Annotated in this window: 23 protein-coding genes; 20 read left to right on the forward strand and 3 right to left on the reverse strand. The window is 64.6% G+C overall.

Annotated features, from left to right (window positions below; translation table 11 throughout):
* Positions 1-5 precede the first annotated feature (5 nt).
* The 18 genes from AB6806_RS23845 (at position 6) to AB6806_RS23930 (ending at position 17,661) form a co-directional block, all read left to right on the forward strand.
* Positions 6-2,441, forward strand: coding sequence for a hypothetical protein (locus AB6806_RS23845; RefSeq protein ID WP_370955696.1), 2,436 nt, complete (start codon positions 6-8; stop codon positions 2,439-2,441).
* 3 nt (positions 2,442-2,444) lie between these two features.
* Entirely contained in the window at positions 2,445-6,248 is a 3,804-nt protein-coding gene (locus AB6806_RS23850) for a hypothetical protein (protein WP_370955697.1), read from the forward strand.
* A gap of 51 nt (positions 6,249-6,299) precedes the next feature.
* Complete coding sequence (locus tag AB6806_RS23855; protein ID WP_370955698.1) at positions 6,300-7,673, forward strand: phage tail fiber domain-containing protein; 1,374 nt, start codon at positions 6,300-6,302, stop codon at positions 7,671-7,673.
* Positions 7,674-7,676: 3 nt separating this feature from the next.
* Positions 7,677-8,219, forward strand: coding sequence for a hypothetical protein (locus AB6806_RS23860; RefSeq protein ID WP_370955699.1), 543 nt, complete (start codon positions 7,677-7,679; stop codon positions 8,217-8,219).
* A 2-nt stretch (positions 8,220-8,221) separates the two neighbouring features.
* Entirely contained in the window at positions 8,222-8,458 is a 237-nt protein-coding gene (locus tag AB6806_RS23865; RefSeq protein WP_370955700.1) for a hypothetical protein, read from the forward strand.
* Complete coding sequence (locus AB6806_RS23870; protein WP_370955701.1) at positions 8,458-8,691, forward strand: hypothetical protein; 234 nt, start codon at positions 8,458-8,460, stop codon at positions 8,689-8,691. The genes AB6806_RS23865 and AB6806_RS23870 overlap by 1 nt, the downstream gene beginning before the upstream one ends.
* 131 nt (positions 8,692-8,822) lie before the next feature.
* A complete protein-coding gene (gene terL / locus AB6806_RS23875; protein WP_370955702.1) occupies positions 8,823-10,508 on the forward strand; it encodes a phage terminase large subunit in 1,686 nt (561 codons plus the stop codon).
* A 279-nt stretch (positions 10,509-10,787) separates the two neighbouring features.
* A complete protein-coding gene (locus tag AB6806_RS23880; RefSeq protein WP_370955703.1) occupies positions 10,788-11,099 on the forward strand; it encodes a hypothetical protein in 312 nt (103 codons plus the stop codon).
* Between the two features lie 985 nt (positions 11,100-12,084).
* Positions 12,085-12,384 carry a hypothetical protein gene (locus AB6806_RS23885; RefSeq protein ID WP_370955704.1) on the forward strand — a complete coding sequence of 100 codons (300 nt, stop codon included), beginning with the start codon at positions 12,085-12,087 and terminating at the stop codon, positions 12,382-12,384.
* Positions 12,384-12,671: a hypothetical protein gene (locus AB6806_RS23890; protein WP_370955705.1), complete on the forward strand. Its 288-nt coding sequence runs from the start codon at positions 12,384-12,386 to the stop codon at positions 12,669-12,671. The genes AB6806_RS23885 and AB6806_RS23890 overlap by 1 nt, the downstream gene beginning before the upstream one ends.
* Before the next feature lie 208 nt (positions 12,672-12,879).
* Complete coding sequence (locus tag AB6806_RS23895; RefSeq protein ID WP_370955706.1) at positions 12,880-13,302, forward strand: hypothetical protein; 423 nt, start codon at positions 12,880-12,882, stop codon at positions 13,300-13,302.
* Positions 13,303-13,426: 124 nt separating this feature from the next.
* A complete protein-coding gene (locus AB6806_RS23900; RefSeq protein WP_370955707.1) occupies positions 13,427-13,576 on the forward strand; it encodes a hypothetical protein in 150 nt (49 codons plus the stop codon).
* A gap of 59 nt (positions 13,577-13,635) precedes the next feature.
* Positions 13,636-14,028 carry a hypothetical protein gene (locus AB6806_RS23905; RefSeq protein WP_370955708.1) on the forward strand — a complete coding sequence of 131 codons (393 nt, stop codon included), beginning with the start codon at positions 13,636-13,638 and terminating at the stop codon, positions 14,026-14,028.
* Positions 14,029-14,063: 35 nt separating this feature from the next.
* Positions 14,064-14,297, forward strand: coding sequence for a hypothetical protein (locus AB6806_RS23910; protein ID WP_370955709.1), 234 nt, complete (start codon positions 14,064-14,066; stop codon positions 14,295-14,297).
* Positions 14,298-14,440: 143 nt separating this feature from the next.
* Positions 14,441-14,566, forward strand: coding sequence for a hypothetical protein (locus tag AB6806_RS23915; RefSeq protein WP_370955710.1), 126 nt, complete (start codon positions 14,441-14,443; stop codon positions 14,564-14,566).
* Between the two features lie 485 nt (positions 14,567-15,051).
* Complete coding sequence (locus AB6806_RS23920; RefSeq protein WP_370955711.1) at positions 15,052-15,357, forward strand: hypothetical protein; 306 nt, start codon at positions 15,052-15,054, stop codon at positions 15,355-15,357.
* A 289-nt stretch (positions 15,358-15,646) separates the two neighbouring features.
* Complete coding sequence (locus AB6806_RS23925) at positions 15,647-16,393, forward strand: tyrosine-type recombinase/integrase (RefSeq protein ID WP_370955712.1); 747 nt, start codon at positions 15,647-15,649, stop codon at positions 16,391-16,393.
* A gap of 215 nt (positions 16,394-16,608) precedes the next feature.
* Positions 16,609-17,661: a GGDEF domain-containing protein gene (locus AB6806_RS23930; RefSeq protein WP_038365768.1), complete on the forward strand. Its 1,053-nt coding sequence runs from the start codon at positions 16,609-16,611 to the stop codon at positions 17,659-17,661.
* Positions 17,662-17,667: 6 nt separating this feature from the next.
* On the opposite strand, the gene AB6806_RS23935 is transcribed toward AB6806_RS23930, so the two are convergent.
* Complete coding sequence (locus tag AB6806_RS23935; protein ID WP_113252285.1) at positions 17,668-18,057, reverse strand: HesB/IscA family protein; 390 nt, start codon at positions 18,055-18,057, stop codon at positions 17,668-17,670.
* A 109-nt stretch (positions 18,058-18,166) separates the two neighbouring features.
* On the opposite strand from AB6806_RS23935, the gene AB6806_RS23940 reads away from it, so the two are divergent.
* Positions 18,167-19,330, forward strand: a complete 1,164-nt coding sequence (locus AB6806_RS23940; protein WP_142020994.1) for a malate/lactate/ureidoglycolate dehydrogenase — start codon at positions 18,167-18,169, stop codon at positions 19,328-19,330.
* A 7-nt stretch (positions 19,331-19,337) separates the two neighbouring features.
* Complete coding sequence (locus AB6806_RS23945; protein ID WP_370955713.1) at positions 19,338-19,694, forward strand: MmcQ/YjbR family DNA-binding protein; 357 nt, start codon at positions 19,338-19,340, stop codon at positions 19,692-19,694.
* On the opposite strand, the gene AB6806_RS23950 is transcribed toward AB6806_RS23945, so the two are convergent.
* Both AB6806_RS23950 and AB6806_RS23955 read right to left on the reverse strand, forming a co-directional pair.
* Positions 19,689-20,579: a PhzF family phenazine biosynthesis protein gene (locus AB6806_RS23950; protein WP_370955714.1), complete on the reverse strand. Its 891-nt coding sequence runs from the start codon at positions 20,577-20,579 to the stop codon at positions 19,689-19,691. The genes AB6806_RS23945 and AB6806_RS23950 overlap by 6 nt on opposite strands.
* A 103-nt stretch (positions 20,580-20,682) precedes the next feature.
* A complete protein-coding gene (locus AB6806_RS23955) occupies positions 20,683-20,988 on the reverse strand; it encodes an SUF system Fe-S cluster assembly protein (protein WP_370955734.1) in 306 nt (101 codons plus the stop codon).
* Between the last annotated feature and the right edge of the window lie 12 nt (positions 20,989-21,000).

Raw genomic sequence — 21,000 nt, forward strand, 5'->3', positions numbered from 1 at the left:
ATCACATGGCCGGCGGCATCAACCGCATCCAGTTCAACCCCGCTGCACAGCCGGTCGATACCGTTGGCATTGACCCGAACTTTCAGCGGATGGCCGCCCCTGTGGACACCAGTCCGCAGCGGGTGGCTCCCACTGCCCCAACACCCATCGCCAAGCCGGCGGACAACACCGGCAACGCGGCGGCGCTCATCTCGGCGCTGTCCTCGTTCGCTGGGGTCGCCAAGTCCTTCCTGGATGAGCGCGATGAGCGGCAGCAGAAGGCCGACATGGTCGAGGGCCAGTTCTATGCCCTGAACCATTCCGACCAGCAGTCCTGGCAGAAGGCCCTGGAGGCCGACGCCACGCTCGCCTCGAAGTCCCCGTGGTTCAAGAAGGGGCTCTCGGAGAGCCTCGCCACGAACGCCGTCAGCAAGCGCCTCGGCCAGCTGCAGGCGGAATACGTCACCTCTGGCATCGCCTCCTCCACCGATCCCGACGCCATCCAGAAATGGTACATGGACCGGATGAAGGAGACGCTGGATCAATACACCGATCCAGATAGCCGCCGGGCTGCCCTTGAGGCCGCCAAGGCTGGCGCTGCCAAGTTCGCGGCGAACCACACCCAGAACGCCACGGCGAACCTGATCCAGGAGAAGAACCGGGTCGGCAACCAGCAGTTCGCGGAGACCCTCGACGCCTATTCCACGGCGCCCGGCGTGTCCCCGGCGAGCCGCAACCGAGAGCCGATTGCGCTCAAGGATGCGACCCCCGAGCAGCTGGCGTTCCTGGAGGCCACCTCCTCCGGTGAGAGCCCCGGCTACAACATCCGCTTCGGCGGCGCCAAGGGGAACCTGAACTTCGACATCAACGGCCCCCATCCGGGTATCGGCGAGGAGATCCACTTCGGCCCCAACAAGGGAAAGAAGTCGACCGCCTCCGGGAAGTACCAGTTCATCATCGGGACCTGGAAAGGCGTCTGGGGCGGGGTCAACCAATACATGACCCCCGAGAACCAGGACCGAGCCGCCCTATGGCTGGCCGAGCGGGATTACAAGGATCGCACCGGCCGGAACATCTGGGAGGACATCAAGGCCGGCGGCTTCAACCGTCAAATCCAGGCCGTCCTCGCGCCCACCTGGGAGAGCTTCGGGAAAGGCCAGGACCGACGCACCGCGCTGTTCAACTCCGTCCTCAAGCAGGGCGGTGGCAAGGTCTCGGACGCCCCCACGGCGAACCCCGAGTACGACGAGATGCAGACCAAGCTTTACGCCACGCGTGACGCTCGGATCGCATCCGGTGAGGACTCGAAGACGGTCACGGCCGGTCTGGTCCAGACGGTGATCAACAAGGCCTACATGAGCCTGGACCCGAACTACCTGGGCATCCTGGATCAGCCGGACGCGAAGGGTGTGAAGCTCTCCAGCGACCCGGAGGTTCAGAAACAGATCATCGCCGCGAAGGACCACGTCTACCAGCTGACCACCCGTAGGGACGCCCAGAAGGCTGCCCTCCAGGAGAAGCAGGAGAAGGCCCAGCGGGAACGCCTGAAGTCAGCCTTCTACGTCGCCCAGGAGAACGCGTTCCAGTCCATCGCCAAGGGCGAGCAGGTCAAGGACGAGAGCGGCAACGTCAACGCAGACGGTACCTTCTCCTCGAAGGCCATCGCAGACGCCGCGAAGATCCACTCCTCGCTCGCCGAGAAGATGATCGCGATGAACAAGAGCCTGACCGACCGGACCCAGACCGAGGACCCGCACTCGCTCGTTGACGCGCAGACGCGCCTCTACAGCGGTGACATCCTCGTAGCCGACGTCCCGGACCTGATCGCCAGCGGTGTGCTGAAGAGCCCCCAGACGATCAGCAAGTTCTACGAGCAGGCTCGCCAGAACCAGACCCAATCCTTCCTCAACTCCGCGGTCTATCGGGACGCCATGAGCGACATCAACGATGTCCTCGGGGACCCCATGAACATCGACATGGAGAAGGCCAAGAACAAGGTCGAGGCCAAGGGCGAGGTCCGCACCCGATACATCGAGTGGATGCGGGACAATCCCAAGGCCACCCCGATGCAGCAGTCCCAGTTCCTCTTCGAGACCACCAAGGCGGTCCTGGGGGACAAGGCCGACATCGAAGCCTGGAAGGCCCAGAAGAAGGCGAAACCCGAACTGGCCGCGCCGCCCACGCCGGGTAAGGAGCAGCCTAAGCCGGCCCCCGCTCCTGGTACGTCCGCCCCCGTTAGGGAGGCCCAGGCCGTCCCGGCTCCCAGCAGAGACGTCGACACCACGAACAAGTTCGTCTGGGGAAGCCTCAACGAACTCGAAGGCGCCTTCAGTCTCTGGCGCCAGAACCCCTCCCGTCCTGGCCCCTTCAACCATTGGTTGGAGGCGCAAGGCATCACCGATCAGAAGCAGGCTGTCCGCTGGTATCTCCAGCAGAAGGCGCTTGCGGGAACCCAAAGGTAATTCATGGACCCTGAACTCGAAGGCCAAGCCGGCGCCCAGACGCTCCCACAAGACACCGGAAGTGGTCCTCTTGTCGTCACGGTCGCCCCCAATCGTCTCCCCGCTCAGGCCGAGGAAGACAACAACCACGCCGCCCAGGTGGACGCCATACTGGCCGAACTCCAGTCGGAGGGAGCCGCAGGGGCTCCCAACGACGACAACGCCCCTCCCGGCACCTGGACCTGGGCCAACATCAAGAAGAACCTCAAGGAGGTCCCTGGCCAGCTGGTCCGTGGTGCGGGTGAAGGTGTCAACTCGGCTGTCTCTGGCACTGAGAAACTCGCCTCCTGGCTGAACGAGAACGTCGTCGACCTCGGCACAATCGAGTTCGGAGGCGAGAACGGCCTCGTTTCCTGGCACTCTGGGATGCCCAAGAGCGGCTTCGGCAAGCCGGTCATCCCCGACAGCGTCCTCCCGGACAAGCCAGAGACCGGCCTCGGCCAGATCACCAACGATGCAGCCCAGCTGGTCGTGGGTCTGGTCGGCGCCGGGAAGGTCCTCAAGATCGCCGAGGGTGCCTCCATGGGAGCCGCCATCGCCGGCCGGGTGGCGCAGGGAGCCATCGCCGACTTCTCTGTCTTCGACGGCAACGACGAGAACATCTCGAACTTCATCCAGTCCCACCCCCGGTACGCCAACGCGGTCACCGAGTTCCTCGCCACGAAGCCCGGCGACAACGAAGCGGTGAACCGGCTGAAGCGTGCGGTCGAGGGTGGCATCATCGGCGCCGGCCTGGAGGGACTGATCGCGTCCGCCAAGGTGGCCCGAGCGTGGGCTAAGGGTGACAAGAAGGCTGCCCGCGAGGCGCTCGACGAGATCGACGCTGCTGCGGAGGCCCAGGCCGCTGCCGAGAAGGCCGCCAAGGAAGCCCCTGAGACTCCCGTGGCGCCCAAGGAAGGCGAGCAGCTGGATATGTTCGGGCAGCCCGCCAAGGCCGCAGAGGAGGCTCCTGTGGCCGCTCCTGCTCCTGCCCCGAAAGAAGGTGAGCAGCTGGCCCTGAGCTTGGGTGATGAGCCCATGGCGGCAGCCCCTGGCGCCAAAGTCGATCCCATCCCCGGCAACGGGACGAAGGGAGCCGACAAGCCGGTAGGCACCCCGGAGGTCAAGAAGATCGTCACGGTCGACGATGAGAACTTCAAGGCCTTCGTGGCGGACCGCGATTGGAACAAGGGGCTGTTCAAGGGTGAGGGCCAAGCCGTCACCACGCTGAACACCCAACTGATCGACAACGTCGACGAGGTCGGCCCGACGATCAACGCCATCGCATCGGCCTACGAGAAGGAGATCAAGCTCGCTCGCGGCGGCGGTGAGGACGGGATCGTCACCTGGGGTGAGGTCCAGTCGGCGGCCAAGCAGATCGGGGACCTGACCGGTGGCAAGCCGCAGATGATCCTCAACCAGCTGGCCCAGGTTCACAAGAACTCGGAGTCCATGGCGGCCCAGATGAAGGCCTTCGCCGACTTCCACGCCTCCGTGGCCAAGAAAGTGGACGACCTCGCGACCTATGTCGCCGATGAGTTCGGGCCGGTCCCGCCGGGCTACTCCAGCGTCAACGAGGTGATGGCCGACTTTGCGAAGCACACCGAACTCCTGGCGAACGTCCAGGCCATGTACGGTGGCGCGAAGACCAACCTCGCCCGCACCTTCAACGCCTTCAAGCTCGGTGGTCAGGCCCGCGACAAGATGCTCGCCGGCATGGACCCGGACCAGCTGTTCGCTGGCGGCCCCGCTGCGATGCGTGCCTACGCTCGCCGGATCAAGGCGGCAGGCGGCAGCCCGAAGGCCATCGCAAAGGTCACCGAGCGTGGCCTCCTGGGCAACCTGATGAAGTTCGGCCAGCAGGTCTGGGTGAACGGCATCCTATCCAACCCGATCACCCACGCGGCCAACGTGATGGGCTCGGCGATGCATATGGCCTACCTGCCGGCCGAGAAGATGCTGGCGGGGGCTCTGCACGTCGGGACCAAGGAAGGCCGCGCCCAGTTCGTCGAAGGCGCCCTCCAGTACCGGAACATCGTCGCGGACTTCCAGGACGCCCTGAAGCTCTCGGTCAACGCCTTCAAGCGCGAGGGTCCGATCCTCGATCCGGGTGTCGCGGGTATGGCCTCGGAGCACGGCTCGATGCAGCTGAAGGAGTTCATGAAGAACCCCAACGGCACCGCTGAGTGGGTGTTCAATACGTTCTCGAAGGCCACCAACCTGTCGTCCCGGATGATGATCGCCGAGGACGAGTTCATCAAGCAGATGGCTTATCGCTCCCGTGTCCGCGCTCGCGCTGGCAAGGAATGGCACATGGGCGAGGTCGCGGACCGCCAGGGGATGTCCCTGGAGGAATACACCACCCGCGCCCTGGACGCCTCGGTCGATCCCCGGACCGGTCAGGGACTCGACAAGATCGCCCTGGAGGATGCCAACCGCGTCACCTTCTCGAACAACCTGAAGACCGACACCTACTTCGGGAACAAGTCGTGGGGGCAGATCGCCCAGACCGGCGTGAACGATCACCCGTTCCTGCGCTTCATCATGCCGTTCGTCCGCACCCCGACCAACATCGGGCGCTTCATGTGGTCCCGTACGCCGGGCCTCAACCTTCTCCGTAAGGAGGAGATGATGAACGCTATGGGCCGCAACGGTACTGAGGCGCAGGCCGAATGGGCTGCTAGGTCCGCCAGTGGCGCCCTCATCTGGGGCACCGCAGGTAGCTTCGCGCTGGAAGGAAAGGTGACCGGAGCCGGTCCTACCGACCCCGAGCAGCGCAAGCTTCTCCAGGCGACCGGGTGGATGCCCTACTCGGTCCGAGTGACCCAGCCGGACGGCTCGGTGAAATACATCAGCTACGCGAAGATGGACCCCTTCGGTCTCATCCTCGGCATGGCGGCGGACCTTGCGGAGGCCTCTGGTCACCTCGGCGACGAGGACCTGGAGACCATCGCGAGCCACATGGGGATTGCCCTCGCCCAGAACCTGAAGAACAAGTCCTATCTCGCTGGCCTGTCGAACTTCCTCAACGCCGTTGGGGACCCGGACAGGAACATGGCGAAGTGGATGCGTGGTCAGGTCGGGTCCTGGGTACCTTCGTCTCTGAAGGCGTTCAACGACGACCCCTACATGCGCGAAGCCCGCACCGTCATCGACGAGGTGAAGCGGCGCATCCCTGGGTACTCCAAGGACGTCGACCCGGTCCGCAACGTGTTCGGTGAGAAGGTCCTTACGCCTCCTGGCTGGGGACCCGACAGCATCAGCCCGTTCCTGACTGGCATTCAGGCCCATAACATCGGCGATCAGCCGGTGACCAAGGACTGGCAGAAGAGCCCCCAGATGGACGTCGCCGACGAACTCGCGCGGCAGGCCTATATCCACGGCGCGAAGCTCTACAGCCCGCCGAAGGACCTGGACGGCGTCGATCTGACTGAGTTCAAGGGGACCACCCATTCGGCCCTGGACCGCTACCGCGAACTGATCGCCCAGCCGAAGCAGGGTATGCCCTCGCTCCGTCAGGCCCTCCAGAAGCTGGTGGTGTCCGAGCAATACCAGACCAAGCTCACTGATGGTGAGCCCGGCGAGGATGGCATCACCGGCACCCGCCAGATGATGATCCAGCGTGTGATCGGGATGTACCGGCAGGCCGCCAAGGTCGCTCTCTTCAAGGAGAACCCGGCGATCCTGGACGCGGTCAAAAAGGCCAAGATGCAGGAGCTTCTCGCCAAACGAGCGGCTCCCGCCAAGGGGCCTGACACCATGTCAGCCGTCCCGGCCAACCAGCAGTAACCCTCAGGCCCCCGGAGAAATCCGGGGGTCTTTCTCTTTCATAAGGAAGTAATGGCTCTTTCCTACGCTCAATTCCCTGGCGATGGGGTGACGCCGACCTTCGCGGTCCCGTTCCCCTATCTCGCCAAAGGCCATGTTAGCGTCCGTGTTAACTTGGTTCCCGTGTCCTTCACCTGGGACGACGGGCAGACGGTCCGCATCTCCCCCGGCTACGAGCCCGGCGTGGTCGAGGTTCGCAGGACCACCCCCCGAGAAACCCCGATGGTCGACTTCCAGGACGGTTCCGTCCTCGTCGAGACGGACCTCGATCTCTCTGCGCTGCAGACCTTCTACATCGTGCAGGAAGCCATCGACATCGCTGGTGGAACTCTTGAGTTGAAGGCGGATGGCTCCTATGGCGCTGCCGGCCGTCGCATCTCCGACATCGGCGACCCGACCTCCCCGCGTGACGCGGTCACGAAGCAGTACCACGACGGCACCTTCCTCCCGCAGATGAACGCCCTCCTGGCGGCCGCCGTGGTTGCCCGAGACGGTTCCGTGACAGCCCGACAGGCTGCCGAGGCCGCGCTCGCTGCGGCTGTCGCTGCCCGCGATCTGGCGCTCCAGTACCGGGACACGACCAAGGGCTACCGCGACGAGGTCGCCGCCTGGAACACCAACGTCAACGCCAAGTCGGCCAACGTGGACGCGAAGTCCGCGAACGTCGACACCAAGGCCTCCACTGTGGACACGCAGTCGGCTCAGGTCGCGTCTGACCGGACCGCCACTCAGGGGTTCCGCAACGAGGCCGAGACGTTCAAGAACGCGGCGGCTGCGAGTGCGGATAGGGCGGCCACCTTCGACCCGTCGAGCTACTACTCCAAGACCGAGATCAACGGGACCGTTTCGGGACTCAACACGTCCATCGGCGCGGCGAGCACCGCAGCGTCGAACGCCAACGCTAACGCCAACGCGAGGGTCTCCAAGGCCGGCGACACGATGTCGGGTGATCTTACGATCTATAAGGTCTACCCGATGGTTCACCTCGTCTACCCCAATGTCTTCCATTGGCGGATTTATACGGACAGCAACGCCCGCCTCTACATCAACAATGGTGATAACGGCAGCGGTGGCATCTCTATTGGTCCGGGCGGTGACGTCAACACGGCCCAGCTGGGCGACCTCTACACCTTCGTCGCCAACGCCCGCAACGGCGCCTACAACGATGCCTACAACAACATCATGCCGAGCGTGAGTGACCGCGTCCACCGCGTCCGTATGGTCGGCTACGGCGAAATCGGCGGGACCGGGGGAATGTCCAACTGCGCTCCGGGCGTCTTCACCGGGGCCGCAGGCACGCCCTACGGCGCTCAAACCTTCGGTTATCGAACCCTTCAGCAGCACATCCCGTCTCAGGGCGGGTACGTTAACGTCTACGTGGAGTAATCCGTGAACATCATCGACCTCGGCTCTTGGGGGGCTCCCGTTCGATACGAGGACCCCGAGACCGGTATCTCCTTCGCGCGTTACGAGAACGCTGCGGGCGAGGATTGGTACGCCTCTGTGGCTCACAACGAAGACCGGCCGCGAGGCTTTGTGGTCGGACTTGACGAGGCCGGAAAGGTCCTCTTCGCGGCGGACGACGTCTCGAAGATGGAGCCCGGCAACAAGCGCGTCCTCGTCCTCCCTGATTTCACCGGGGACCTGACGGACCTCGTCGGGAAATTCCTCGACACCGACACAGGGGAGCTTACCTCCCCACCCCCCGTCATCGTGTCCCGCGCTCAGGCGCAGATGGCCCTCTTCAACGCCGGCCTTCTGGACGACCTGGAGACCATCATCGCGAACCACCCGTATCGTCCCGTCCGCATCTGGTACGAGAGCGCCAACATCTGGGAGCGGGCGAACCCCTACGTCTCCATGCTCGCGCCCGAACTGAACCTCACCGAAGAGCAGATCGACGCTCTCTTCGTGGCTGCGGCGAAGTTGTAGCCGTGTCCGACCTCACCGATCTCTTCCAGGCGGTCGGCCGGCTGGAGGGGAAGGTTGACGCCATCCTCTCCAATCAGGCCCGTCTCGATAAGCGGGTGGACGACGTCGAGGCCCGCGTGGGTGCCCTGGAGACCAAGGAGGAGGCCCGCAAGGGCTTCCTCTCCGGGGCTCACTGGGTCGTCGTCGCGATCTCCGCAGTCGTCTCCTTCATCGTCCCCTACATTCCCCGGCTCTTCTAATGGCAAAGGCATCCAACGAAGTCTTCGAGCAACTCCATGAGGCACTCGCCAAGGACCTCCTCAAGAGGGTCCAGGATGGCTCCGCCACCGCTGCCGACCTCAACGTCGCGCGGGCGTTCCTCAAGGACAACTGCATCTCCTCCCTGCCCGCCAAGGACAGCCCCCTAGCGGGTCTCCTGGCGAAACTCCCCTTCTCGGCCGACGACGCCGACGAGGACGCTACCTACAACTGAGCCCGCTGGCGGCTTCTAAGGGTCTCCCTAGGCATACCCTGCCCAGGTCCCGAGGAAGCCGCCAGCGGCCCTCCCTGTCGATCCTAGAGGGCTCCGCGAGAGCCTTCCAGCATCCACAGCAGAAGGAGCATATGAACGAAGTCCCTGCTGAGTTGCGGGTCTTCAAGAACTTCCTGTTCTTGGTCTGGCAGCACCTCAGCCTCCCCAACCCTACGCCCATCCAATACGACCTCTGCGACTACCTGCAGAACGGTCCGAAGCGCAGAATTGTTGAAGCGTTTCGAGGGGTCGGCAAGTCCTGGATCACCAGCGCCTACGTCTGTTGGCTGCTGCTGCTCGATCCCCAGCACAAAATCCTCGTCGTGTCCGCTTCCAAGGAGCGCGCCGACGCCTTCTCCACCTTCACCCTGAAGCTCATCCGAGAGATGCCCATCCTGGCGCATCTCATCCCGACGAACGATCAACGCGAGAGCAAGATCGCCTTCGACGTCGGCCCGGCCAGAGCCGCCCATGCCCCCTCGGTGAAATCCGTGGGCATCCTCGGGCAGCTGACCGGGTCCCGCGCCAACACCATCGTGGCGGACGACGTTGAGGTTCCCAGCAACTCGGCCACCCAGGCCATGCGGGACAAGCTCTCCGAGGTCGTCAAGGAGTTCGACGCGCTGCTCTCCCCTGGTGGGCAGATCGTCTACCTGGGCACGCCCCAGTGCGAGATGAGCCTCTACAACGCCCTGCTCGACCGGGGCTACTCCATGCGTATCTGGCCCGCTCTGTACCCGACCGAGGAGCAGCTGGGGAACTATGGCGACAACCTCGCCCCCTGGATCAGGAAGCGCCTGGAGCGCGGAGCGACCCCAGGGACCCCCACGGACGTCAAGCGGTTCTCCCCGGAGGACCTCGCCGAGCGTCACCTGTCCTACGGCAAGGCGGGCTTCTCCCTGCAGTTCATGCTCGACACCCGGTTGTCCGACCAGGAGCGTTACCCGCTCAAGCTCGCTGACCTGATCGTCATGGCCTGCAACCCGGAGATGGCCCCCAGCAAGCCCGTCTGGGGCGCCTCAGCGGCCAACGTCGTCAATGACGTACCCAACGTCGGGATGGTCGGGGACAGCTTCCACGGCCCCGCTATGCTGTCCGAGGAGTGGACCGAGTACACCGGGTCCGTCATGACCATCGACCCTTCAGGCCGAGGCACCGACGAGACCACCTATGCCGTCGTCAAGCACCTCCACGGGTTCCTCTACCTGCTGGCCTGCGGCGGCTTCAAGGACGGCTACTCGGACGAGACCATGGAAGGCCTCGCGGACATCGCCGAGCGCCACAAGGTCAACCACATCCTGATCGAGCCCAACTTCGGCGACGGTATGTTCCTGAAGCTGTTCCAGCCGGTCTGCGCTCGGAAGCACCGCTGCATGATCGAGGATGCTCCCCATGCATCGGGCATGAAGGAGAAGCGGATCATCGACACCCTGGAGCCCGTCATGATGCGCCACAAGCTCATCGTGGACACCAAGGTGATCAAGGCCGACTACGACAGCACCCTGGTCTATCCGACCGACAAGCAGAACATCTATCGGCTGTTCTACCAGATGTCCCGGATCACGGCCGAACGCGGCTCGCTCGCCAAGGACGACCGCCTGGACGTTCTCGCCATGGCAGTCGCCTACTGGACCGAGAGCATGGCCAGGGACGAGCAGAAGGCCACCCAGGCCCTCATCGAGAAGCGGAAGGACGAAGAGCTTCGGAAGTTCATGGATTCCTTCAGGCGCCAGAGCGGCTATAGGGGCGGACAGCAAGGACGGTGGGTTCGGGTGTAAAAGCCCGTGCGTACCACTCACCCCCCACCTTAGGTAGGCGCCCTTAGCCACCCTCCAACATTCCCTATAGGTGTAGGAGAAGGAGCCCCCAGCGATTGACCTCCAGCTGGTTATCCTTCCTCAGACCCAACCACCCAGTCCACCCAGCGACCACGTCCGGTCGCCCCCAGGTCTTAACTCGATAGCGTTGCTATCTCGTACAGACCTGGGATTGGGTGTTGTCAACCAGCAGAGAGACACATGGGAAGACCCAGGAAGTATCACACCGAGGAAGAGCGCGTGGCCGCCAAGAAGGCCTACGCCCGTGAGCGTTATCTCTCCAAGCGCGAGAGCATGATCCAGGCTTCGCTGGCCAGCTACTACAGGAACCAGGAGGCCAGAAAGGCCTACCAGCGGGTCCGCAACGCGGCGGCCCACGCGGACACCCAGGAGATCGCTGCGGGAATCGAACTGAGTTTCGCTATGACCCTCCCGGAGCATCGCCAGTCCCTGGCCCTCGCCCTCCTGGACAGCCCAGAGCAGCGCGTCCAAGCGGCCCTGAGGGTTCCTCGGGTGGACTACGGGTTGATCGCTAGGTACTCCGGGGTCTGACACCCCCGGATGTTCTGGCGCAAAAACGTCAGGGGCCTGCTTCCTAGGCGCGGCGGGCCTTTTCCCCCCGTGCCCCAGCCTCGGCGGCCACCCTTGGAACCCTGCGCGGCCACCTCGCGTCACCTTGGTGGTCACAGCCCCAGGCTAACCCCTTGAAATCCCTAGGCCAGAGCGGGACAATCTATCCCAGGATACGCCCAGGCATCGCCGTGAGGCCTTGCGGTGCGCTCTAGGTGGCCATGGGCGGCGCTGGCCCAGGCTCGCGCATGCTTTCCCTTACCTGTCTCTTATCCATTGTTTTCGCCCTTGGCCGGGTCTCATGCGCCCAGGGTGCACCAGGAGACCACCAGCAGAGCCCAGCCTCACGCGTACGCGAGCACGCGCGGTTGCCGCCTAGGGATCACCATTCGAGACCCTTGGCGAGCGTCACAAGGCGGGCCTGATCAATTATTTTTCGGTACGATTAGCGTGCATTCTCAGGGTGTTAGCCACTACGTCACACGACGGGACAGCATTTTCTTTGAATGAAGGGTTGACTTGGGGAGACCCTTGCTCCTATCTTCCAATCACGCCGAACGAACGGCCTAGCCGCTCCGGTCGGCCCGCTCTTTGACATCGCAAGATAGCCCAGCCGGCGGTGGCTTCATAACACCGGCAGAGCCTCTAGGGCTCACTCAAGGGTCTCCCTATGGAGACTGTAACCGCCTGACGAGACCCTTAAGCAAGGTCGAAACGGTCGCCCATGGGCAGCCGTCGCGGTCGCTTGACCGTCGCCTTAGTAATCCCGCTAGGGCGCCTCCCGGAGTGGCAATCATGCTCGGCATGAGGCTGCGCGTCCGGTTCGAGTGGATACGAGAAAGGGCCAAGCGGTTGCTTCGCTTGACCCTCTCAATCCGCCTCTGACCTGAGACGCGGAGGGGTCGCGGCTAACGCTGCGGCTCCTCACTCCGGGAATGTCTCTCAACTCTGACCGGAGAGCAAGCCCATGATGCGCCAAGCCATCGTCACCAAATACCTTGGCCCCACGAATAGCCGAGGCAGCCGGATCAAGGCCACAGCGTCGGCCGGGTCGGTGACCATCCCCTACAGCTATGACCTTCGAACCGAAGACGCCCACGCCAAGGCTGCGAAGGTGCTGGCCCGTAAGATGGGATGGGCTGGACACTGGCACGGCGGCGGGACGCCCGAGGGCACCGGCTACGTCTTCGTCAACAGCACCGCCTCGCAATTCGCGATCTGGGGCGATGAGGTGGTCGGCTTCACCACCAGCGGGGAGACGCTCTGATGGCTCGCTTCAATCCCTTCGCTCGCGTCAAGGGCAGCTATGGTGCCCCGATGGGCCGCCACGGCAACACGCCGCAGGACTTCGCTGATCACACGGGCAAGCTCTATGCCCGGCACTGCGGCGGGGATGGTTACTACGACAGGGGCGGCGCCTACTGGGGCCATTCCCGTGTCTGCGCGGTGTGGACGCGTGGCGGCACCCTCTGCTGCTACGTCGAGGCGTATAGCCCCGAGACCGCAATCGCTTACGTCCGAACCGCGTCGCGCATCGAAGCGCCGTATCCATGACGCGCCGCCGCGAGCACTTCTGCACCACTTAAGGGTCCACTTACATCCACCCTGGCGAAACCTAGGGCGCCCACAAGCGCCCGATGGTCGGCGGCAATGAGCCGTCCTGATGAGCCAAAACGAGGGCTTTCCCATGCTGATCGACGACGATTTCGACGCCCTGGACCCGCGCGAACTGCCGCGCCCTTCGAGCCTGGAGGGCTGACCGATGAAGGTTCGCGTTGAATGGATGGGCCGCGTTCGGGCTTGGCGCCTGTACGACCCGAGAACACGCAAGGTCATGGGCTATGCGACCAGAGTCCTCATGCGGGACGTCGCCTTCCTCGCCCCCAACATCACAGGGACGCTAGAGGCCGCTGACTGGGCCGATATGGAGCCGGGGCTGACCCAGCCGGGCTACTGGTACGGTTGGGCCATGACGGCGCAGGCAAACAACGCCTATTCCGCCGCCGCCGGCCGCCTGGGCAAGTTCGTCCACGCCGCCACGGATGACCGCGAGTTCACTCAGGACGCCGCCGAGATGGCCCTGCTGACCCACACGCCGGGCGGCAGGGCCAAACGCAAGGCTGCGATCCTCGCCTTCGACCCCTGCCAGATGACGGCGGAAGAGAGCGCGAGGGCCAAGCAATGATGCTCGGGCTCGACCCCAACCAGACCGCTTGCCTGCTCACCTTCGGGCCTCTCGCGGTCACCATGACGACCGCTGCCGTCGTCGCTTTCGTTCGCCAGTTCCGTGCCCACGGGAGGGCCTGCTGATGACCTACCACGTCTATCGCCAGAATGGCCGCTGGCGCGTCGAGACCGGGGGCCACCAGCTGCCCGGCAAGTTCTCCAGGCGCGAGGCAATCCAGGTCGCCCGCCTCCTGGCCGGCTGGCGCGGCACGGTCCGCATTCAATCGAAGTGAGGTCGAAACGGGGTCCGCACGGGCCTCGTCGTGGGCTGAGGGTCCACCTGACGAGACCGATGGAGATCGAGATGAAGGTTTACCGACTGGAGAGCGCCAAGGGCCAAGGCATTTTCAACGCCGGGATCGTCTACGACGCTCGCGCCGCTGCTGGGGTCGAGGGCGATGACGCCCAGTGCCCCTATCGCCACCCCAGCCCGTACACGGACGTCCCTGCCTGGGAGGAGCGCGGCTATCCCAGGGATTTCTTCTGCGGCTTCCGCGATGTCCCTCACCTCCTCCGCTGGTTCGATAGCGAGGCGATCCGCGTCGAGATGGGCAAGCTCGGCGCCGTCATGAAGGTCTTTGAGGTGGCTCCTGCGGACGTCCTGGAGGGCGAGATGCAGATCATGTTTCGCAAGGCTGCCGCGACCTTGGTAGACACCCTGCCCGTCCCCACCGTGGCCACCTGATTGCGGGACCTCGCGGCCTGGAGTAAACACGGGGCATGCTCCTACGCTGCCTCGCCCTGTCCGCCCTGGTGATGTCAACAGCCGCACTCGCGGACGACACTGCGACACGCGATCTACAGCAGCGTGTCGAGGCCCTGGAACTGCGAGGGCACATCAGCGAGATCGAGCAGAGCGCGGCCCTCCCGCCCCCCAAGAGCGCCGAGGAGAAGGCAGAACAGCGGGCGGCTTACCTGCGCCTCTGTGCGATGCTCAAGAACTCCTGCGATTGAGACGCCCCTCCTTCGGCCCCAGCGACAACCGCATGCTCCTGGTGGTGGTCCTCTGGGCCATCGCAGGCCTATGGTTCTGCCTGAGCTAGACCCGAGCCGCCGACTCCGTTAGTTCATGACGGAACCATAAGGCGGCGGAACACATGTTCGAACTCATTGGGCTCATCTTCGTGCTAACGGTGATCACCACCTGGGTCTATCGTTCGGTCGAGCAGGTTTCCCTGCGCCGGCTGCGCCAAAAGCTCCAGCGTCATTCAACCAGCGCATAGGGGAGTCCCACCTAGTACAACCTGACGTTAGGTCGAAACGGTGCACAACCGTGCGCCGTCGTGGGCTAAGGGTCCACCTGATGAGACCAATGGACTCATTTTGTTAACGAAAAGAGCACCATGCGACGCGTTGTCGCGGTGTCACAACATCCCTCGGACAGGAACCGGGACAAAAAAACGGCGATTGCCAACCGGTAAAGAGGGACTCATATGGGCGAGCTATCCCGGCTAAGACGTTGAGATCAGGGGGCCGGGACCAATCCGCGCTTATGCGCCGACACCTATCCAAGGTGCCGCTTCAGGAACACAGAAGATGCGCGATCATTTCTACCTCTCGGCGCTTGGCTGGGAGTCCTGCGCGACGTACAACCGACATCTCGAACCGATCTGGTCGACTCAGCGGGACCCTTCAGGGCTCGAAGTCTGGCTCGGCCGCCTCTGCCTAACGCTCAATCGATTACCAAGGAAGCAAGATGCCAAACTCGATGGGTCGAGCACTGCTGATCACGGAAGAGTTCCGCAAATTCAACCCGAACATGCCAATGCAGATGGCGTCTATGCTTTTGCTGATCGCCGACAGGCCCGGCATCTCGTTGAAGGACATCGGGACGCGGCTTGAAATCGGCAAGTCGTCGGTCAACCGGGACGCTGCCATCCTGGCGAAGGGTTGGGGCAAGCCGTTGATCAGCTACGGACGCGACCCGGCAGACGCCCGCAACAATATCTGCCACCTGACACCAGCTGGCGTCCGGCTGGTGCAGTCCATCGCCCACTACATGACAGGAGCATGAGGCCACCATGGCTATACGTTTGCGCTCAGGGTCCTTCCAGTGGGACCGTTCAATTGCCGGCATAGGCCGGAAGCGGGAAACCTTCCCTACCCTGGCTGAGGCCAAGGCCTGGGACCTGAAAGTCCAACAGTCCGTGATGAGCGGGCTGGGTTATCCATGCCGTGAGGGTACACCTAGGGCGACCGCGACGGGCTCGGGGACACTCCGCGAGGCCATGGAGGGGTGCTTCACCAAGCACTGGGCCGGCAGTCGCAACCACAGGCACGTCCGCACCAGCATCGATCAGCTGATGGACTTCTTCGGCGAGGACGCTGACATCTCGGCCATCAACACCAACAGGATGGACGACCTGATCACGCACCTCTCGGTCGTGAAGAAGATGTCGGGGCCGACGATCAACCGGAAGTTGGCCGTCATGTCGAAGGTCTTCCGCTACTCGGTGAAGCGCGGCGTCATCGCCACCTTCCCGACCATCGAGCGTGAGGAGGAGACTGGGGGCCGCATCCGCTGGCTGTCGGAAGAGGAAGAGACGAAGCTCCTCGCCAAGCTCCTGAGCTACGGCAAGGCGGACCATGTCGATGCGATCTCGGTCCTGATCGACACCGGGATGCGCCCCTCGGAACTCTACCGGCTCAAGCCCATCGACGTGGACCTGAAGACTGGCCTGATCTCGATCTGGCAGACCAAGAACGACGTGCCCAGGTCGATCCCGATGACCAGCCGCGTGAAGGAACTGATGAAGCGCCGGCTCAAGGCTGGCGTGCTCTTCCCCTTCGACAACAACTGGATGACCCCGGTCTGGAACCGAGCCCGCAAGGCCCTGGAGATGACTGACGACGAGCATTTCATCCCGTACATCTGCAGGCACACCTGTGCCTCCCGGATGGTCCAACGCGGGGTGCCTCTCCAGGTCGTCCAGAAGTGGCTCGGCCACGCCTCGATCACCATGACCGAGCGCTACGGGCACCTCGCCCCGGACAACCTGAGGGCCGCCGTTGCGGTCCTCGAAAAGCAGCCGCCGGTTACGCACGGTTAACGGCTGCGGGATAATGTCCCCTCTGACCCTGGACGTGTCACATCCTGTGACCGCCGGGGTCGATCGGTGACGCGGGAAGAAGTCTGACGCCATATAAATCAACGGGTTAGCAGGATGCCGGCCCCGATTTAAGGACAGGATGTCCCGCTTCGATTGAATGATCGAAGTCGACGTGGCCGAAAGCCGCGACCCGCTTCGCACGGGAATGGCATGATATGGACGAAGCCCCGGTTTCCGCCCATCACGACCTGGCCGAGCGCGTCGTCGCGGCCATGCGGCAGCATGATTCACCGAGCTATCCGCGCGCCTTCGAGGTCTGGTATGCCCATCTGAGCGGCGAGATGCCGGCGGTCAGCCTGGCGCTGAACGCCATCCTCGCCGGCAGCGACGGCAAGGTCACAGCCGCCGATATCGACAGCCTCTATGAGCGCTTCATCAATACCGAGCGCTTTTCGCGACAGGCGGAGCGCACCAGCCTGCAGGTGCTGGGCGAGATCGACAGCATGATGGCGCTGATCGACAAGGCGCTCGGCTCCAGCGAGCTCTATCACGGCAGGCTGGCGGCGATGTCGGAAGACGTCCCACCGATGACCGACCGGCAGAAGCTGCGCGAATGGGTCGAGGCGCTGGTGATGTCGACCCGCGAGGAAGTGACGCGCAAGACCCAGCTCGAGGCGGAGCTGCGCAACAGCTCCAACGAGATCCGCAACCTGCGCGAGGCGCTGGAATCGACGCGCGCCGAAGCCCTGACCGATCCGTTGACCGGCCTCGCCAACCGCCGCCATTTCGAGGAGATGCTGCAGAAATCGATCGACCAGGCCACGCTTCGGCGCGAGCCCTTCGCGCTGGTGATGGCCGATATCGACTTCTTCAAGCGCTTCAACGACGCCCATGGACACCTGACGGGCGATCAGGTGCTGCGCCTCGTCGCACGCACGATGAAGGACAAGTTCAAGGACAAGGCGGTCATCAGCCGCTTCGGCGGCGAGGAGTTCGCGATCATCCTGCCGGAGGCCGACCTGATCGCCGGAAAGTTCGGCGCCGAGACGGTGCGCCAGGCCCTGCTCACCCGCGAGCTGATCAAGCGCTCGACCAACGAGAACCTTGGCCGCATCACGATCTCGCTCGGCGTCGCCATGTATCGCCGCGGCGACACCGCCGGCTCCCTCGTCGACCGGGCCGATCAGGCGATGATGCGGGCCAAGCGCGACGGCCGCAACCGCACCGTCACCGAGGAAGCTGTGGAACTCGCGAGCCGCGTCGCCTGACGCCGCTCAGGACGCCGCGAGGGCGCTCTCGCCACGCGGCTTGATCTCGACCGATTCGCCGCAACCGCAGGCCGAGACCTGGTTGGGGTTGTTGAAGACGAAGGTCGAGGAAAAGCGATCGGTCCTGAAGTCGAGCTCCGTGCCGAGCAGGAACAGCACCGCCTTGGCATCGACGATCACGGTCGCGTCCTTCTCGGAAACGACCTCGTCACCCTTGTTGATCTCGCGGGCGATCTCGAAGGTGTACTCCATGCCGGCGCAGCCGCCCTTCTTCACGCCGACCCTGAGGCCGAGCGCCGGCGCGGCATCGCCCGCGCTCTGCGCCATGATCTCGCGGATGCGGGCAGCGGCTGCATCGGTCAGAGAGATGACCTTCAGCCCGGGTATCGAAAACATTGTTGTCCCTCCTCGACCGGGTTCAAGGCCCGGTGAAGCAAGATGATGAACCTAACATAGGGATTGCAGGCGCTTCCGTCGAGGTGCGGCGCGACACAGGTGGCGCGCCATGCGTTCATGCGCCGGCATCCTCGCGCGCCATGCATTGCGGTTCGCCCTCCGGCATGCACTCTGGAGCGCCTTCGATCCCAGCGTCAGGGAAGCCATGCCTCAACGCCTGCACCGCCCCGAAGCCCTCCGCTCCCTCGTCCGCGACATGGTCACCAGGGCCGGCTGGAGCGCGCAGGAGGCCGAGGAGACCGCCGACCACCTCGTCCTCGCCAATCTGAGCGGCCATGACAGCCACGGCGTCGGGATGATACCGCTGTATTTCCAGTCCCTTGCCGACGGAAACCTCAAACCCGAATCGAAGGGCGAGATCCGCCTCGACGCGGCGCCCTTCCTGATCGTCGACGGCAACATCGCCATCGGCCAGCCCACCGCGCGCAACGCCGTCGACCGCGCCGTCGAGATGGCCAGGACCGGTGGCGTCGCCATCGTCAACCTGCTCGATTCGCACCATATCGGCCGCATCGGCCATTATGCCGAGGTTGCGGCGGCGGCCGGGCTGATCTCCTTCTTCTGGGTCAATGTCGCCGGCCGGCCGCCGATCGTCGCACCCTTCGCTGCCAAGGAAGCACGCTTCGGCACGAACCCGCATGCGATCGGCATTCCCGTCCCCGGCGGCGATCCGCTGATCCTCGATTTCGCGACGAGCCGCATGGCGCATGGCAAGGCCCGCGTCGCGCTCAACAAGGGCGAGCAGGTGCCGCCCGGCTACATCATCGACGGCGAGGGCCGCCCCACGACCGACCCTTCCCATGTCTTCGCCAGCCCGGACCGGCCGCTCGGCGCGCTGCTGCCCTTCGGCGACCATAAGGGCGCCGGCCTTTCGCTGATCGCCGAATTGCTCTCGGCGGGGCTGATGGGTGCGGCGCGCATCGACCAGAAGCCGCAAAAGAGCTGGACCATCAATTCGCTCTTCGGCGTGCTGATCGACCCTGCCCGGCTCGAGCCCGATGCCGGGCTGCGCAAGAGCCGCATCGACAGCTACCTCGCCTTCGTGCGCGCCGCCAAGCCGCAGGATCCGGCCAACCCCGTCCTGGCGCCGGGAGACAAGGAGCGGAAGGTCCGGATCGAGCGCGCCGCCGCCGGCATCCCGCTCGACGACGAGACCTGGTCGCAGATCAAGGCCGCCGCCGCCCGCTACGGCATCGACGCCGACAGCTACTGAGCTTCCCATGCTGCAAGCGGCCTACAATGCCTTCTGCGTCGCCCTGCCGGCGACCAGCCATGTCGTGCAATGGGGCGGCGCGGATGTCTGGAAGGTCGGCGGCAAGGTCTTCGCCATCGCGCGGCCGCAGGAGGACGGTGAGATGGCGGTGAGCTTCAAATGCTCGCCGCTGGCTTTCGACATTCTGAGGGAGCAGCCGGGCCTGAGGCCCGCGCCCTACCTCGCCTCGCGCGGCATGAAATGGATCCAGTGGCTTTCGCCCGAGAGCATGCCGGACGACGCCTTGCAGGACTATCTGCGCGAAAGCCACCGCCTCGCCGCCGCAGGGCTGACGAAGCGGGTGCGCGCGGAGCTGGGCCTATAGGAGCGCTTCGCCCTGGAACATCTGCGCGCAGGAGCCGCCGACGGTGGCGCGGATGCCATCCTCGCCGCGGCGCGCGGTCAGGTGCAGAAGGCTGGGCCGGCCCATCTCGACGCCCTGCGTCAGCGTGAAGCTCGCATCGTCCTGGCTGCCGAGGGAGAGAAGCAGGGCGGCAACCGTGGCGCTGGCGCTGCCGGTCGCCGGATCCTCCCATGTGCCGCTGATCGGCGCGAACATCCGGGCGCGGATATCGCTGGCGCCGTCCCGCGCATAGAGGAACAGCGAGAAGCGGCCCTCCAGGCCTGGCGTGCTGTCCCGGACGGCCCGGAACCGGCTGAGGTCCGGCGTGGCGCGCGAAAGCGCCTCCAGCGTCACCTCCGCGAGAACGAAGAAAACGCCGACCGAGGCCCGCACCGGCCGGTGGTTCGTCACGACGATATCTGAAGGCGAAAGACCGGCGCAGCCGGCGATCGCGTCGGCCGGCAATTCGATGCTCTTCGTCAGGGCCTGCGGGGCGGCAATCGTCGCGCCGGTGACGGTGCCTGCGGCATCGCGCGCGACCTTCACCTCGACCAGCCCGGCAATTTCCTCGAAGCGCAGCACGCCGCCACGGTCGCGACCGTGGCGTGCGAGCACGAAGGCCGTTCCGACATTGGGGTGGCCGGCGAACGGCATTTCATGCGCGCGCGTGAAGATCCGGACCCTGGCGTCGTTGGCCGGATCGTCCGGGGGCAGGACGAAGGTCGTCTCGCTATAGTTCATCTCGGCCGCAAGCGACTGCATCTGCGCGTCCGAGAGCCCGCGCGCATCGGTGAAGACGGCGAGTTGGTTGCCGCCGAAGGGGCGGTCGGTGAAGACGTCGACGGTCTCGTAGGGAAAGCTAGGCATGGCAAGCTCCGGGAGCGGATGACGCGCCTATTCCTGCCAGCGGAGCGGGCTCAGCACCAATGAAGCGATGAGATGCGATCCATCAACGCGACCGGTGTCGCGCTCACCACATGTCGAGCGCGACGCGGGCCTCGTCGGACATGCGCGACTGATCCCAGGGCGGATCGAAGGTCATGTTGACCGTGACACCCGCGATGCCGTTGACGGTGCTGACCGCATTCTCGACCCAGCCCGGCATCTCTCCCGCGACCGGGCAGCCCGGCGCGGTCAGCGTCATATCGATGGTGACCTGCCGGTCATCGGCGATGTCGACACGGTAGATCAGGCCGAGCTCGTAGATGTCGGCCGGAATCTCGGGATCGTAGACCGTCTTCAGCGCCGCGACGATATCGTCCGTCAGCCGGTCGATCTCCTCAGGCGG

The sequence above is a fragment of the Allobosea sp. RCC_152_1 genome (genome assembly GCF_041360765.1).
Taxonomy (GTDB): Bacteria; Pseudomonadota; Alphaproteobacteria; order Rhizobiales; family Beijerinckiaceae; genus Allobosea; species Allobosea spartocytisi.

What these genes read in the sequence shown, in the direction of transcription:
- AB6806_RS23845 (WP_370955696.1), top strand. Translation starts at nt 6, where the DNA reads ATGGCCGGCGGCATCAACCGCATCCAGTTCAACCCCGCTGCACAGCCG.
- AB6806_RS23850 (WP_370955697.1), top strand. Translation starts at nt 2,445, where the DNA reads ATGGACCCTGAACTCGAAGGCCAAGCCGGCGCCCAGACGCTCCCACAA.
- AB6806_RS23855 (WP_370955698.1), top strand. Translation starts at nt 6,300, where the DNA reads ATGGCTCTTTCCTACGCTCAATTCCCTGGCGATGGGGTGACGCCGACC.
- AB6806_RS23870 (WP_370955701.1), top strand. Translation starts at nt 8,458, where the DNA reads ATGGCAAAGGCATCCAACGAAGTCTTCGAGCAACTCCATGAGGCACTC.
- terL (WP_370955702.1), top strand. Translation starts at nt 8,823, where the DNA reads ATGAACGAAGTCCCTGCTGAGTTGCGGGTCTTCAAGAACTTCCTGTTC.
- AB6806_RS23885 (WP_370955704.1), top strand. Translation starts at nt 12,085, where the DNA reads ATGATGCGCCAAGCCATCGTCACCAAATACCTTGGCCCCACGAATAGC.
- AB6806_RS23890 (WP_370955705.1), top strand. Translation starts at nt 12,384, where the DNA reads ATGGCTCGCTTCAATCCCTTCGCTCGCGTCAAGGGCAGCTATGGTGCC.
- AB6806_RS23895 (WP_370955706.1), top strand. Translation starts at nt 12,880, where the DNA reads ATGAAGGTTCGCGTTGAATGGATGGGCCGCGTTCGGGCTTGGCGCCTG.
- AB6806_RS23900 (WP_370955707.1), top strand. Translation starts at nt 13,427, where the DNA reads ATGACCTACCACGTCTATCGCCAGAATGGCCGCTGGCGCGTCGAGACC.
- AB6806_RS23905 (WP_370955708.1), top strand. Translation starts at nt 13,636, where the DNA reads ATGGAGATCGAGATGAAGGTTTACCGACTGGAGAGCGCCAAGGGCCAA.
- AB6806_RS23910 (WP_370955709.1), top strand. Translation starts at nt 14,064, where the DNA reads ATGCTCCTACGCTGCCTCGCCCTGTCCGCCCTGGTGATGTCAACAGCC.
- AB6806_RS23915 (WP_370955710.1), top strand. Translation starts at nt 14,441, where the DNA reads ATGTTCGAACTCATTGGGCTCATCTTCGTGCTAACGGTGATCACCACC.
- AB6806_RS23920 (WP_370955711.1), top strand. Translation starts at nt 15,052, where the DNA reads ATGGGTCGAGCACTGCTGATCACGGAAGAGTTCCGCAAATTCAACCCG.
- AB6806_RS23925 (WP_370955712.1), top strand. Translation starts at nt 15,647, where the DNA reads ATGGACTTCTTCGGCGAGGACGCTGACATCTCGGCCATCAACACCAAC.
- AB6806_RS23930 (WP_038365768.1), top strand. Translation starts at nt 16,609, where the DNA reads ATGGACGAAGCCCCGGTTTCCGCCCATCACGACCTGGCCGAGCGCGTC.
- AB6806_RS23935 (WP_113252285.1), bottom strand. Translation starts at nt 18,057, where the DNA reads ATGTTTTCGATACCCGGGCTGAAGGTCATCTCTCTGACCGATGCAGCC.
- AB6806_RS23940 (WP_142020994.1), top strand. Translation starts at nt 18,167, where the DNA reads ATGCGTTCATGCGCCGGCATCCTCGCGCGCCATGCATTGCGGTTCGCC.
- AB6806_RS23945 (WP_370955713.1), top strand. Translation starts at nt 19,338, where the DNA reads ATGCTGCAAGCGGCCTACAATGCCTTCTGCGTCGCCCTGCCGGCGACC.
- AB6806_RS23950 (WP_370955714.1), bottom strand. Translation starts at nt 20,579, where the DNA reads ATGCCTAGCTTTCCCTACGAGACCGTCGACGTCTTCACCGACCGCCCC.